Consider the following 14,328-nt stretch of genomic DNA (forward strand, 5'->3'; position numbering starts at 1 on the left):
TCAAGCGTAGGACAGAGCCTTTTCAGCCAGCAGTTCCTGATACAGCTCTGTCCACTTGCGACCCATCTCATCGGCGGTGAACAGCTGCCGATAGCGCGCTTCCGCTTTGACCCCCATCTCGGCAGCACGCTCAGGGTTTTCCCAAAGCGTACGCATGGCTTCACGAAAGGCCTGTGGATTGCTCGGGGGCACCACCAGTCCGGTTTCGTTGTGGATATTGATGAAACTGGTACCGGTGCCGATTTCGCTGGAGATCATCGGTTTGCCGTACATCGCGCCTTCGAGCAACGAGATACCGAAAGCCTCGGAGCGCAGGTGCGAAGGAAATACGATCGCGTAACTCAATTGCAGCAACGCCACTTTGTCCTCGTCACTCAGACGGCCGAGAAAGTGAATATTGCGCAGGCCCAGCGCGGCGGCCTGTGCATGCAGTTCCTGCTCCAGCGGACCGGCACCGACGATCACCACGGGATAATCGATGTCTTTGAGCGCATCGAGCAGGATGTGCAGCCCCTTGTAATAACGCATCACCCCGACGAACAGAAAAAACTTATCCCCAAGCTGTTGGCGCCAGCGGTTCATGCGTTCGGTACCAGGCTGTGGATAACCTGCTTTATTCAGGCCGTAGGGGATAACGCGGGTCTTGTCCTGAAACTGCTGCAGCACATCGCTGGTGTGCAGATAGTTCGGCGATGCAGCAACGATGCGGTCGGCGCTGGCGAGGAAGCGATTCATCAGTGGCCGATAGAGCTTGAGCAGATGCTTCTGGCGAATGATGTCCGAGTGATAGGTGACCACGCTCGGCTTGTTCACGGCGCTGGCGAAATGCACCAGGTCCATGAATGGCCACGGGAAGTGATAGTTGATCACGTCGGCTTCGGCGGCCAGCTCACGGAACTGCTTGAACACGCTCCAGGAAAAACCGGTCGAGGCGAACTGAATATCCAGCTTCGCCCGATGTACTTCGTGCTGGCCCAGTTGCACCACAGGCGGCGTCGGATTGGTGCTGAGGGTCAGCACTTGCCCATCGATGCCATGCTGGGCGCCGCTTTCGCACAACTGAAAGATGACTTGTTCGATGCCGCCGACCGAATCGGGCAGGTACGTCTTGAAGAAATGAAGAACGCGCATTCAACCTCCCATGGCCTGGCGATAGGCACCGGCCGTAGCCTGTGCACAACGTTGCCAGGAAAAAAGCCGCGCCTGCTGCAATCCTGCTTCGCGGCAGGCCTGCCAATGCTGCGAGTCGTCAAGCAGACGGCTCATTGCATCGCGCAGGCCCTCGGCATCGTTCGCTTCAATATAGTTGCCAGCCGCACCGGCCACTTCCGGCATCGCCGAAGAACGGGTGGTCACCACCGGCGTGCCACTGGCCATGGCTTCCAGCACCGGCAAGCCAAAGCCTTCATACAAGGATGGAAATATCAGTGCCCGCGCGCCGGCCAGCAGTTGCGCCAGTTGTTCATCGGGCAGATAGCCGAGCAGGCACACGTGGCCGCTGGCCAATGCCTGGCGCAGTGGCTCGCTGAACTGCTCGCGTTGCCAGCCGGCCATGCCCGCAATCAATAAGGGAAAGCGCTGGCGCACAGCGTCTGGCAGCAGGGCGTGGGCCTGCAACGCCAGGTTCAGGTTCTTGCGTGGCTCGAGGGTGCCGACACAGAGGAAATATTCCCGTGCCTGGACAGCGTGAGCCTTGAGCACACTGTCGATTTCCTCAAGTGGCCGAGGACGGAAGCGTTCGGCCACACCCAACGGCGCCACCACGAATCGCTGTGCAGGGAGATTGAAGTAGGCCTGCGCTTCGTCAGCGATCGCCTGCGAATCGGTCAGAATGACCCGCGCCTGCTCCACGCCGGCGGCCAGACGACGTTCGATTTCCCTCAAACGTGCTGGTGGCTGGGTTTCTGGAAAATGCAGGTGCGTCAGATCATGCAGGGTGATCACGGTCGGGCCGTCGAAGGCCAGCGGCCACAGGCTCGGCTCGTGATAAAGATCGAGCCCTTGTGCACGCCCTTGATCAAAACGTTTCTGCTCCAGCCAGCGGCGTGCCTGATAAGCCCCGGGAATTTGCCGCAGCAATGGCGTCATGCGCGAGTAGCCGGGCATGGCTGCGGCCGGCAGGGCCGAACTCCAGCCCCATCCGTGAAACAGGCTTACGTCCACATCGGGTTCGCTGCGCAAGGCGTTGACCAGTTCGGCGACGTAGTGGCCGATGCCGGTGCGCGGTGCTTGCAGGATGCGGGCGTTAAGAGCAATGCGCATGCGGCCTCGCTTGCACGCGCGGGGCCTGCTGAACATGGGCAAGGCTGTGTGTCGCCAACTGCTCACTGGCCTCGCGCCAGCCGATCCAGCGCCAGTCAGCGACGTCGCGGGCGGCGGGAAACTGTCCGCTGCGCTGATAGGTTTCGATCAGATCGGCAAGGCTTTGTGGATCCAGCAGATCGAAATACGCCATGAACTGGCCACCGATTTCGCGGAATACCGCGATGTCGCTGCCCATTGCCGGCAAACCGCGCTGCATGGCTTCCACCAGCGGCAGGCCGAAGCCTTCAACGAACGAGGGGAAGACCAGCGCGCTGGCCTGCGTGTATGCGTATTCCAGGCTGGTGTCGCTCAGGTCATTGAACATGAACAGGCGCCGATTCAGTTCCGGATGATTGCGGATTCGCTCGAGCAGCGCGTCGCATTTCCAGCCGATACGCCCGGCGATGCACAGGCGTGCCGTCGAGCCGGCAGCCCAGGCGCGTTCGAAGGCGTCGAGCAGGTACCCATGGTTCTTGCGCGGCTCGATGGTGCTGACCATCAGAAATACCGGGCCGGATGCAGCGAACAGATCCTTGAGGCGTGGTTCGATCGTTGCCGTGCCGTGATGCAGGTCGAGCTCGGACCCCAGATAAAAGTAATCGAACCAGCGCTTTTCAGTCTGCTCGGCACCGATTCTGCGTTGCAATTCACCACGCACCTGATCACGCACCGTGGCGGAAATTGCCATGTAGCCGTCGGCCGTGCGGGTAATCCAGTCGAACCACTCATTGAAAACTTCGACCAGCCGCGTGTCGTAAAACTGCGGATGCGTCAGCGGAATCAGGTCGTAGATCACCGCGATCATGCCGACGCCGTCGCGTTTGAGCTGCTCGACATGGGCGAAAAAGTCCGAGTGCCAGGATGAATCCAGCAGCACCAGTTGATCGCCCGGATGGTGTTGAAGCGGCGAGCAACGTTGAAGCAGCTGCCTGCGGTTGATCCGTCTGACCAGCCGAATCGGCAGGCCGAGCACGGCAAACTGGGTCAACCGATAGCTGACGTAAAGGAGCCGCCGCGCCAGTTTCGAAGTGCATAGCGCATCGCGGCGCTGGTGCCATTGCCAGAAGCGGTGGGCGAGGCGCTCCAGGCGTTCACCGAAGGTTTCCAGGCTGTTCCAGAACGGTGTATCGAGTGGCGCCAGTTGCAGCACGCGGTAGAGCTGGCCATTGATCACCACCACCGGCATGCACTCGACGCTTTCAGCGCTGGCGGGCAGCTGCTTGATGACGTTGCGCACCACGCGCTGAATCCCCGAATTGACCTTGGGGTGTTTGAATACGTGAGTGCATTCAACCAAGAGGCGGGTCATGGCGCACGCTCGACAGGCCGGGCCTCGGTTTCACGGGTAATGGTGGTTTTTGCGTCGAGCCAGGCACAACCGACGAAATCCTCCCGAGGGTTGTTGATCACGTGGAACACCAGTGCGTAGTCACGCCACTCGAAATTGCGATCCAGGTGCGAGTCCAGACGCGACAGGCTAAGGGACACCGAATAGTTGCCTTTACCCAGGCCCATGATGAAGGCGAAGCGATAGGTGAAGCGTTCACCGGCGCGCAGATCGGTCAATGCCTTGTTCAGCCGGTGGGTGTTGATGCCGTACATCATCTGGCCCAGTCGATCCTTGAGGATAAAGCCCAGCACCAGCCGTTCGATGTCCTCGCGTACCTCGACCTGCACTTCGAGCACCACCGGTTGGCCGACTTCGACAGCGTCAATGCTGCGCTGGTTTTCATCGAGCAGGCGTACGCCGAGAATCGCCGCCTCGCCGGTGCCGGAAACCGTTTGCACCTCGCCGCCGGCGAGCGTTTCCTGGCGTACGACCTGACCCTCCCGTTCGGCCATCAGCGCATTGTAATAATCCAGAACCGGCTCCGGTTTGCCGCGCATGGCCACGCGCCCGTCCTTGAGCAGGATCGCCGAGTCGCAAATCGACTGAATCGCGAAACGATCATGGGACACGATCAATAACGTCGTGCCGGATTTACGAAAGCTGCGGATGCGTTCGAAGCTCTTGTGCTGAAAATAGGCGTCGCCCACCGACAGCGCTTCGTCGACGATCAGGATGTCCGGGCGCCGGGCGGTGGCGACACTGAACGCTAAACGCATCTGCATGCCGCTGGAGTAAGTGCGCACCGGGTGATCGATGGCTTCGCCGATTTCGGCAAAACGCTCGATATCGGGCATCAGGGCCTGGATTTCTTCAAGCTGCATGCCGAACAACTGACCGGCCATGATTGCGTTCTGCCGACCGGTAAAGTCCGGATGGAAACCCATGCCCAGCTCCAGCAGGGCTGCGACGCGCCCTTGCAATTCAATCTTGCCTTGGGTGGGTTGAGTGGTGCCGGTGATCATTTTCAGCAAGGTGCTTTTGCCTGCACCGTTGGCGCCGACGATACCCACCGCTTCACCCGGAGCAATCTCGAATTCGACATCTTGCAGCACCCAATGCTGTTGATGGCGGATCGGCGAAAACGGGATCAGCCACTCGGCCAGGCGCGCCCAGCGGTTGGGGTATTGCTTATAGGCCTTGCCTAGGCCGGTGACACGAATATGTCCCATCAGAGTTCATCCACCATTTCGCCGACGCGCTGGCGAAACAGCCGCAGACCGATCAGACAGAACACCACGCCAGTAATGAAAACCGGCAGCAGCGAGCTCCATACCGGCCACTGACCGTAGAGAAACAGGTTCTGATAACTGCTGAACAGGTTGGTCAGCGGGTTGAGTTGCAGCAGGCGCTGCACCCATTCCGGCAGGATCGTGATCGGGTAGACGATCGGTGTCAGCCAGAACCAGAACTGCAGGCAGATGCCGAACAACTGGCCGACATCGCGAAAGAATACGTTCAATACGCCAAGGACCATGCCCAGCCCGGCGCAGAACATCATTTGCAGAGCAATCAGCGGAATCAGCGCCAGCAGAGCGATCCCCGGCCAGCGCCCGGTGACCAGCAGAAACCCGAGAAACAGGCTGATGATGATGGCGAAATTGATCCCGGCGTTGATCTGGACGATCACCGGCAGGCAGATCCTCGGGAAGCTGATTTTCTTCAGCAGGTTGGCGTTTTCCAGAAACATGTTCTGGCTGCGCAGGGTGATTTCGGAAAACAGTCCCCAGGCCAGCAGACCAGCGCACAGGTAGACGCTGTAGGCCATGCTGTCGTCCACACCGGGCAGGCGCGCGCGCATGATCTGGGAAAAGATCACCGTGTAGACGATGATCATCGACAGCGGATTGAAGATCGGCCACAGCGCGCCGAACAGCGAGTTGCGATAACGCGCTTGAAACTCGCGCTGCACGCTGCCGAGGATGAACCCACGGTAGCTGTACAGCGAGCGGTACAGGGAAAGCAGCATTCAGACCGTCCTGCCGTATTGATCTTCGAAGCGAACGATATCGTCCTCGCCCAGATATTCGCCGCTTTGCACTTCAATGATGACCAGGTCGATCACTCCGGGGTTCTCCAGGCGATGCTTGTGGCCGGCAGCAATGAACGTCGATTCGTTCTTGGCGACCAGAGTCGTGCCGGAACCGTTGTTGGTGACCTTGGCCATGCCTTCGACCACCACCCAGTGCTCGTTGCGGTGATGGTGCATCTGCAACGACAACTTGCCACCGGGTTTGACCACGATGCGCTTGATCTTGAAGCGCGGACCTTCCTCCAGAACGGTGTAGGTGCCCCAGGGACGGCTGACCGTACGATGCAGGCGATAGGCTTCGTGGGACTTGTCCTTGAGTTGCTTCGCCACGCGGCGTACATCCTGTGCACGGTCGGCATGGGCCACCAGCACCGCATCGGCGGTGTCGACGATGATCAGGTTATCCACACCGACGGTTGCCACCAGCCGGCCTTCGCTCTGCACGAAGTTGTTGTGGCTGTCGATGAAGATCGCTTCGCCACTGGCGCGGTTGTTGTCGGCGTCGGCGGGAATCAGCGCGGCGACCGCATTCCACGAACCGATGTCGCTCCAGTCGAAACCGGCAGGTACCACCACGACTTTTTCCGAGCGCTCCATCAGCGCGTAGTCGATGGAGATGTCGGTGATTTCGGCAAACAGCGTCGGTGACAGCTCCTGTTGCAGGCAGCCGACCGTTTCGACCGGTGCACTGGCGGCCATGCAGGCGCGGGTCTGTTCCAGCAACTCGGGTGCGTGCAGTTGCAGTTCGGCAATGAGCGTCGCGGTGGTGAAGCAGAACATCCCCGAATTCCACAGGAAGTTGCCGCTCTCCAGGTAATGCGTGGCGGTCTGCAGGTCGGGTTTCTCGACGAAACGCTGCACCTTGGCCGCACCCTTGGCATCCAGCGGCGCACCGGTCTCGATATAGCCGAAGCCGGTTTCCGGCGCGGTTGGTATCACGCCGAAGGTCACCAGATAACCGTCCTTCGCCAGATTCACTGCGTGCTCGACCGCACTCTTCAAGGCGTCCTGATTGACGATCAAATGATCCGCCGGCATCACCACCATGATTGCGTCGTCACCATGCAGCGCCTGCAATGACAGTGCTGCCGCTGCGATCGCCGGTGCGGTGTTGCGCCCGCTCGGCTCCAGCAGAAAGTGCCCGCGATGGCGCGACACATGCGCCGCGCAGTAGTGATCCTTGCTCTGGAAGTAATACTCGCGGTTGGTCACGGTGACGATGTCGCCCCAGCCGTCCAGCAACGCCGCCGCGCGCTGGTAGGTCTTGCCCAGCAGCGACTGGCCGTCGGGCAGGATCATGAACGGCTTGGGGTGGCCCTCGCGGGACACCGGCCACAAACGGGTGCCGGCACCGCCGGACAGAATCACCGGAATCAGCATGGCCTACTCCTTGGCGACGCGTTTCATGTCCGCATCCATCATCATGCGGATCAAGGTATCCAGGTCGGTTTTCGGTTTCCAGCCCAGTACACGCTGGGCCTTGGCCGGGTTGCCGAGCAGCACTTCGACTTCGGCCGGGCGGAAAAACGCCGGGTCGATCTTCACGTAATCGCGGTAGTTAAGGCCAACGTGATCGAAGGCAATGCGGCACATCTCGCGCACCGTGGTGGTGACGCCCGTGGCGACCACGAAGTCGTCGGGTTTGTCCTGCTGCAGCATCAGCCACATGGCTTCGACGTAATCGCCGGCAAAGCCCCAATCGCGTTTCGCGTCGATGTTGCCCAGCGCCAGGTCCTGCTGTTTGCCCTGCTTGATGCGCGCGGCAGCGTCAGTGACCTTGCGGGTAACGAATTCGATGCCGCGCAGCGGTGATTCATGGTTGAAGAGGATGCCGCTGCTGGCGTGCAGGTTGAAGCTTTCGCGGTAGTTGACGGTGATCCAGTGGCCGTAGAGCTTGGCCACGCCGTAAGGGCTGCGCGGGTAGAACGGAGTGTTCTCGTCCTGCTGCTCAGCCTGGATCAGGCCGAACATTTCGCTGGTCGAGGCCTGATAAAAACGCGTGTGCGGACTGAACTGGCGGATCGCTTCGAGCAGGTGTGTCACGCCCAGCCCATCGACGATGCCGGTGGTCACCGGTTGATCCCACGAGGCGGCGACAAAACTCTGTGCGGCGAGGTTGTAGACCTCGTCCGGTGCCGATTTGATTACCGCACGCTGCACCGAGCAGGCGTCCGCCATGTCGCCGTCGAGGTAGACAATATCGGCTTCGACGCCCATCTCGCGCAGGCGCCAGCGTGAATCGCTGCTGCGCCGGGCGACGAGGCCATGAACCTTGTAACCCTTGTCCAGCAGCAGTTTGGCCAGATAGGCGCCGTCCTGGCCCGTGATCCCGGTAATCAGTGCACTTTTTGTCATTGTTGTCGTACTCGCATCTCCCAGTCGGACAGGATCGCCCGCAGGGATTGTTGTGTGGTGGTGGCTGGCGCCCATCCTGTGGCGCTGGCCAGTTTTGCGTGACTGCCGCAGACGCGGCGCTGGTCGGCGCGCCGCATGCGCGCCGGATCCGCCACCAGTTCTACGTCGACTTCGGCCAGATCGGCCAATTGCTCGATCAGGCTGCGAATGCTTTGCTCGCGGCCCGAGCAGATGTTGTAGACCTGCCCCGGTGCGCCGTTTTCCAGCAGGGCGAAATACGCTGCGATCACGTCGCCGACATCAAGAAAATCCCGCGTAACGTCGATATCGCCGACTTGCAATTGCGGCGCTTGCAGACCCTGTCTGATACGGCAGATCTGCCGGGCGGCGCTGGCGATGACGAAGCTGTCTTTTTGCCCGGTGCCGATGTGGTTGAACGGACGCGCCACCAGCACTGGCCAGCCTTCACTCAGGCCCCATTGCAAACTGAGGAACTCCGCTGAAAGTTTGCTCACCGCGTAAGGATTGCGCGGCAGCGGCGGTTGTTGCTCGGTGATTGGCAGATGCTCTTCGGCGACTTGCCCGTAAACGTCGCCGGAGCTGACGTACAGGAAAGTGCCGGAAAAGCCGCGAGCCTTGAGCGCCTGCAGCAGGTTGAGGGTGCCGAAAAGATTGATATCGAAGGTGCGGGCCGGGTCACGAAAGGCTTCCGGCACGAAGGTCTGGCCGGCCAGATGAATGACTGCATCCGGCATCTCGGGCCAAAGGTCGATGAGGCTGTCGGCGTTCGTAAGGTCGTAGGCCGATGCGGCAGGCAGCAGCGCCCACGACGATCCCGGCGAAGCCAGACGAGACTGAATGTGTTGTCCCACGAAGCCGCTGAGGCCCGTGACGAACAGACGTTTTTTCAAACAGCGACCCCTTGGTCATGACTCGCGCCGCTTTCCTTACACGCTTTGAGGAAAGCCCTGTCAGACCGGAGGAAATATCCGGTGAAACAGCAGGCGAAGCCGTTGTTGTAGTTGTTTGGTTGCCAATCTGTGCCAATTGCTCGGCAATTTCAACCGGGCAAACCGTGACTGGTCAGTTCTCGTCAGCATAGTCCGATTTATTCTCGCCCGGCGGTTCCCGGACTCGCGATGGATGTGTTTAGAATGGCCTTCGTCGTGAGTTGGCCGGTTGTTTTCCGGACGCCGCGACGCGGGGTGAAACTGACCACTAAAACAAGAACAGAGACGTGCCCGATGATGACGGACGAGTGCCGGCCCTGCCGACCCGATCCGCCGCGCGGCCGTCATAGCATGAAGTCGCCGGGATGGTGCTTCATCGTGGGATGCCATGAATTTCATTCTCTATTCGGACGTCAACGACAGCTCCATCAGTGCCAGTCTCGGGCGTCCGGAATACAGCTATTACTTTGTCCTCAAAGCCTATCGCCCGGTGCTGGAAAGCCTTGGGCGCGTGCACGTGGCCGGATCTGTCGCCGACGTCGATGTGATTTACCGGCAATTGCTCGCCGCTGGCGAAGACAGTGTGTTCCTGTCCTTCACCCCGCCGCAGAAAACTCCGGTTGATCTGCAATGCTCGACGATTTGCGTGGTGGCCTGGGAGTTCGATTCGATCCCCGATGAACAGTGGGACGACGATCCGCGTCAGGACTGGACACGCATGCTCGCGCGCCACGGTCGGATAATCACCCTGTCGAGCCACACGGCAACGGCCATCCGCCGCGCCATGGGCGAAGCGTTCCCGGTGCTGGTTTTGCCGACGCCGTTGTGGGACAGCTTCGCAACGATTCGTCAGCAACACCAACCGATGCCGGTCAACCCGGGCACTGCACTGGCAATCAAGGGCTGCATATTCGACAGCCGTACATTGGGTCTCTCGGCCGACAGCTTGCTTCCTGTCCCGCTGACTGCCGAAGAAGAGGCTGCGCTGGCGGCGGAACTGGAGGCGGCCCGTCCACCACCGTTGACGCTCAAGCGGCGCTTGATCATTGCCCGGCACTACCTGCGGCTATGGCTGTTGAACGCCGGTGAGCAGCAAGCCGAACCGGTACATCGAGTCAAATTCTTGTCCAACTGGTATTGGGAGGGCGTTCGCGATCTGCTGCCTGATGCCGTTCACGATTGGCTCGAGCAGCGTCTGCCGGCCGTTTGCGCCGCGCCACCGCTGCCAATTGTCGAACCTGTTCCGCGCAATCTGCCGGACACCTCTTCGGTGGTCGAAACCCAGGTTGACGGCGTTATCTACGTCAGCGTGTTCAACCCCAAGGACGGGCGCAAGAACTGGCATCAACTGATCACGGCGTTCTGCTGGGCGTTTCGTGAGACGGCTGATGCGACGCTGGTGCTGAAAATCACTCAGAACGATCTGACGCTCTACTATGACGAACTGATGACCCTGCTCGCCCAGCTCACGCCGTTCGCCTGCCGTGTGGTGGTCCTGCACGGTTACCTGGACGATGGGCAATACGCTCGGCTCTATCAGGCTGCGAGTTTTTACGTCAATGCTTCGCGTTGTGAAGGTCTTTGCCTGCCCTTGATGGAGTTCATGTGCAGCGGCAAACCGGTGATCGCACCGGACCATACGGCGATGCAAGACTACATCGATGATTCGGTGGCATTCGTGGTCAAGTCCAGCGAGGAGCCGGCCATCTGGCCGCAGGACAGCCGCCTGATCTATCGCACGCTGCGCCATCGTCCCGACTGGGGCTCGCTGAAAACTGCCTACGAACGCAGCTACCGCATGGCCACGACGCAGCCACAGGCTTACCACCGCATGTCGGCAGCGGCGGTAGAACGCATGCAGCGTTATTGTGGTTTAAGCGAGGTGCAAACGCGCCTGTCGAATTTCTTCCAACCTTTGCCCAAGGTTGGGGATGTCGTGTTCGCGAAGGATAACGCGTGATGCTGATCATCATTCATTCGGAAACCAACCGGCACACCATTGCGCAGAACCTCGGGCGTTCGGAGTACAGCTATTACTTCGTGCTCAAGGAATATCGTCCGGTGCTCGAACGCATCGGTCGGGTGGTGGAAGTGGCCGATCCGCAGACAGAAGTCGATGCGCTGTATCTGGAATGCCTGAGCCGTGGCGAGCCTTGCGTGTTTCTGTCGTTCTCGCCGCCGCATCGCACCCCCGTTCACCTGGCCTGTCCGACGCTGCCGGTGTTTGCGTGGGAGTTCAGCACGATCCCCAACGAAGCCTTCGCGGGCGAGCCGCGCAACGACTGGCGTAGCGTCTTGCATGCCTGCGGGGCGGCGATTACCCATTCCAGTTATACGGTCAACGCCGTGCGTGAGGCCATGGGTGCCGAGTACCCGATCGTCGCGGTGCCGGCGCCGGTCTGGGACCGTTTTGCGGCCCGTGGCGCGAAGATGCCCGAGCAAGCGCTGGCCGCCGCGTACAGCCTGACGATCAAAGGCCTGGTCGCGGACAGCCGCACCCTCAATCTGAATGCATTCGGGCCGGCGCACCTGCGCAGCGGCGACGGCATCGACTTCGCCGCGCCGGCCTCCGAACAGACGCTGATGCTTGACGGTGTGGTTTACACCTCGGTGTTCAATCCCGGTGACGGGCGCAAGAACTGGGAAGACATGCTCAGTGCGTTCTGTGTGTGTTTCCGCGATGTCGAAGACGCGACGCTGGTGCTCAAGCTCACTCACCATGACGCCGAAGAAGCGCTCAGCGATATTCTTCATCACTTGTACAAAAACCAGTCTTATCGCTGCCGCATCGTTCTGATCTACGGCTACCTCGCCGATCCGGACTACGAGCAACTGGTGCAGGCCACGCGGTATGTGGTCAACACCTCGTACGGTGAAGGGCAGTGCCTGCCGCTGATGGAGTTCATGTCCTGCGGCAAGCCGGCGGTCGCGCCGCGTACCACGGCGATGATCGATTACCTGAGCACCGCGAATGCCTTTCTCATTGAGTCCACGGATGAGCTGACAGCCTGGCCTCACGACCCGCGCAAGGCCTTTAGAACCCTGCGTTACGTGACCAACTGGACCTCGTTATGCGAGGCCTATCGGGCCAGTTATGACGTCGCGAAAAACCAGCCGCAGCGCTATGCCGATATGTCCGCGCAGGCAGTCGACAGTTTGCAGGCGTTCTGCAGCCAGGCTGTGGCTGAACAGCGTTTGCGAGGGTTTCTGACGCAGTTGTTCGAGCATCGTGCGCCTGCCTTGGAAGCCCCCCAGGCATGAACGGCAAGCGCATTATGGACGTTGAAGTCCTGCGTGCGGTCGCGGTGCTCGCGGTGTTGTTCCACCATCTGGCGGACAATCTGTTCACCGACCCGGTGCCGTCGCTGGCCCGGATCCACGAATGGGCGCAGACGTGGTGGGGCGTTGACCTGTTTTTTGCGATCTCCGGTTTTGTCATCGCCCGGAGCTTGATCCCGGCGCTGCAAGGCTGCACGACGGGCCGGGAGCGCTGGCAACAGGTCCGCCATTTCTGGCTGCGCCGGGCTTTTCGGTTGCTGCCTTCAGCCTGGCTGTGGCTGGCGCTGATCCTGCTGGCCTGTATGTTTTTCAATCGATCCGGTGCGTTCGGCACGCTATCCGCCAATCTTCAGGCGACCCTGGCCGGGGTGCTGCAATACGCCAATTTCCGCTTCGCCGACAGCTTCTTCCAATACGAATATGGCAGCAGTTTCGTTTACTGGAGCCTGGCGCTGGAGGAGCAGTTCTACCTGCTTTTTCCGTTGCTGATCCTGTTGTTTCGTCGACGCTTGGTCTGGGCATTGCTGGCGCTGGTGGCGGTGCAGATTCTGACTGTGCGCACGCCGTTGCTGATGGTGGTACGCACCGACGCGCTGGCCCTTGGCGTACTGTTGGCGATGTGGAGTGCGCAGCCGGGTTATCAGCGCTGGCAGCCCTCGTTCTTGCGCCGACCATGGCTTGGCATTTCAGCCTTGATTGTCATTGCAGCGCTGTTGAGCTTCATGGCGACCGACCGTTTTACCTTGGCCAGTTTCCGCATCGGTTCGATCGCCGTGCTCAGTGCGCTGCTGGTCTGGATCGCCTCGTACAACCGTGACTACCTGATGCCTGCCGGACGCATTCAGCGCTGCCTGGCCTGGATCGGCAGCCGCTCCTACGGCATCTACCTGATCCACATCCCCGCTTATCTGCTGCTGCGTGAGCTGATCTTTCGCTTGCAGAGCAGCGGTCTGCCGAGCCCGGCCGGACATCCCATCCTTACGGTGCTGATTGCCTTTGGCCTGATCGCGCTGCTCAGCGAACTCAACTATCGCTTGGTCGAAATGCCGATGCGCAATCGCGGTGCTGCACTGGTCAAGCGCCTCAATGCTTCCCGAACTGCTGTTACCTCCACCGGAGCCACCTCATGCTGAGCTTTTTGAAGAAACTCTCGGCGATAACGCCTGCACAGACTGCAGCAGAACCGGTCGCTGCGGTTGCCGACAAGGTTGATCCGTTCTCGCTCGGCCTTTACGACGCGAAACTCAGCGGCTGGTACAACCAGGCAACCCACGAGCTGTATACGGGATTCGCTGTGAGTGCTGACGACACGTTGCTGGATGTCGGTTGCGGTGATGGCGGCAACGTGCACTTCTGCGGTATGCGCGGGGCGAAGATCATTCTTGCCGATATCGATGCGGCCAAGGTCGAAGCCACCCGCCAGCGTCTGAGCGACACGTCGGCCCGGGACATCGAATGCCACGTTACCGACTGCAACCCGCTACCGATTGCCGACGCAACGGCAACGCGTGTGGTCTCCACCGAGGTGATCGAGCACGTTGATGATCCCGCGCAGTTTCTTGCCGAGCTGGTGCGTGTCGGTAAACCGGGCGCGTTGTATCTGCTGAGCGTGCCGCATCCCAGCTCCGAGGACCTGCAAAAGGACATCGCCGCGCCGGAGTATTTTCAGAAACCCAACCACATACGCATTATCAGCGAAGACCAGTTCAAGGCCATGGTCAGCGAGGCCGGGCTGGAGATCATCAGCCACAGCCAATATGGCTTCTACTGGTCGATGTGGATGATGTTGTTCTGGGAAGCCAAGGTCGATCTCAGCAACCCCGATCACCCGATGCTCGAGCACTGGGCCAACACGTGGCAAGCGGTGCTGGATTCCCCGCGCGGTGCACAGATCAAGCAGGCGCTGGATGCGGTGGTGGCCAAGAGTCAGGTGATTATCGCGCGCAAACCAGCGGCATCCCTGTAGGCGCTGCGGCACGCTGCGATCTTTTGATCTGGAGTCTTGAAGCAAGATCAAAAGA

12 protein-coding genes are annotated in these 14,328 nt (G+C 60.4%); 4 read left to right on the forward strand and 8 right to left on the reverse strand.

The features are described 5' to 3' along the window. From JWU58_RS00705 to JWU58_RS00740, 8 genes are read right to left on the reverse strand one after another with little or no spacing between them, the layout of a single operon-like run. Positions 1-1,131, reverse strand: a complete 1,131-nt coding sequence (locus JWU58_RS00705; RefSeq protein ID WP_122612820.1) for a glycosyltransferase family 4 protein — start codon at positions 1,129-1,131, stop codon at positions 1-3. Beyond that, positions 1,132-2,262 carry a glycosyltransferase family 4 protein gene (locus tag JWU58_RS00710; RefSeq protein WP_206421330.1) on the reverse strand — a complete coding sequence of 377 codons (1,131 nt, stop codon included), beginning with the start codon at positions 2,260-2,262 and terminating at the stop codon, positions 1,132-1,134. It lies immediately after the preceding gene. Further along, on the reverse strand, positions 2,246-3,613 hold the full coding sequence (locus tag JWU58_RS00715) for a glycosyltransferase family 4 protein (RefSeq protein ID WP_206421331.1): 1,368 nt from the start codon (positions 3,611-3,613) through the stop codon (positions 2,246-2,248). Before JWU58_RS00715 ends, JWU58_RS00710 begins: the two co-directional genes overlap by 17 nt. Continuing rightward, positions 3,610-4,863 (reverse strand): ABC transporter ATP-binding protein, encoded by a 1,254-nt coding sequence (locus JWU58_RS00720; protein ID WP_206421332.1) that lies wholly within the window; start codon positions 4,861-4,863, stop codon positions 3,610-3,612. Before JWU58_RS00720 ends, JWU58_RS00715 begins: the two co-directional genes overlap by 4 nt. Continuing rightward, on the reverse strand, positions 4,863-5,660 hold the full coding sequence (locus tag JWU58_RS00725; RefSeq protein WP_206421333.1) for an ABC transporter permease: 798 nt from the start codon (positions 5,658-5,660) through the stop codon (positions 4,863-4,865). The genes JWU58_RS00720 and JWU58_RS00725 overlap by 1 nt, the downstream gene beginning before the upstream one ends. Beyond that, positions 5,661-7,103, reverse strand: coding sequence for a mannose-1-phosphate guanylyltransferase/mannose-6-phosphate isomerase (locus tag JWU58_RS00730; RefSeq protein WP_206421334.1), 1,443 nt, complete (start codon positions 7,101-7,103; stop codon positions 5,661-5,663). It lies immediately after the preceding gene. Between the two features lie 3 nt (positions 7,104-7,106). Then, a complete protein-coding gene (gmd, locus tag JWU58_RS00735; RefSeq protein ID WP_056791064.1) occupies positions 7,107-8,078 on the reverse strand; it encodes a GDP-mannose 4,6-dehydratase in 972 nt (323 codons plus the stop codon). Beyond that, complete coding sequence (locus JWU58_RS00740) at positions 8,075-8,989, reverse strand: GDP-mannose 4,6-dehydratase (protein WP_206421335.1); 915 nt, start codon at positions 8,987-8,989, stop codon at positions 8,075-8,077. The genes gmd and JWU58_RS00740 overlap by 4 nt, the downstream gene beginning before the upstream one ends. A 427-nt stretch (positions 8,990-9,416) precedes the next feature. On the opposite strand from JWU58_RS00740, the gene JWU58_RS00745 reads away from it, so the two are divergent. Genes JWU58_RS00745 through JWU58_RS00760 form a run of 4 tightly spaced genes read left to right on the forward strand, consistent with a single transcriptional unit; the run spans position 9,417 to position 14,273 of the window. Further along, entirely contained in the window at positions 9,417-10,988 is a 1,572-nt protein-coding gene (locus JWU58_RS00745; RefSeq protein ID WP_206421336.1) for a glycosyltransferase, read from the forward strand. After that, positions 10,988-12,289 (forward strand): glycosyltransferase, encoded by a 1,302-nt coding sequence (locus JWU58_RS00750; protein WP_122612813.1) that lies wholly within the window; start codon positions 10,988-10,990, stop codon positions 12,287-12,289. Before JWU58_RS00745 ends, JWU58_RS00750 begins: the two co-directional genes overlap by 1 nt. Beyond that, positions 12,286-13,440: an acyltransferase family protein gene (locus tag JWU58_RS00755; protein WP_206421337.1), complete on the forward strand. Its 1,155-nt coding sequence runs from the start codon at positions 12,286-12,288 to the stop codon at positions 13,438-13,440. Before JWU58_RS00750 ends, JWU58_RS00755 begins: the two co-directional genes overlap by 4 nt. Then, complete coding sequence (locus tag JWU58_RS00760; protein WP_206421338.1) at positions 13,434-14,273, forward strand: class I SAM-dependent methyltransferase; 840 nt, start codon at positions 13,434-13,436, stop codon at positions 14,271-14,273. Before JWU58_RS00755 ends, JWU58_RS00760 begins: the two co-directional genes overlap by 7 nt. Positions 14,274-14,328: the final 55 nt, after the last annotated feature.

This window comes from Pseudomonas atacamensis (assembly GCF_017167965.1).
GTDB lineage: Bacteria > Pseudomonadota > Gammaproteobacteria > Pseudomonadales > Pseudomonadaceae > Aquipseudomonas > Aquipseudomonas atacamensis.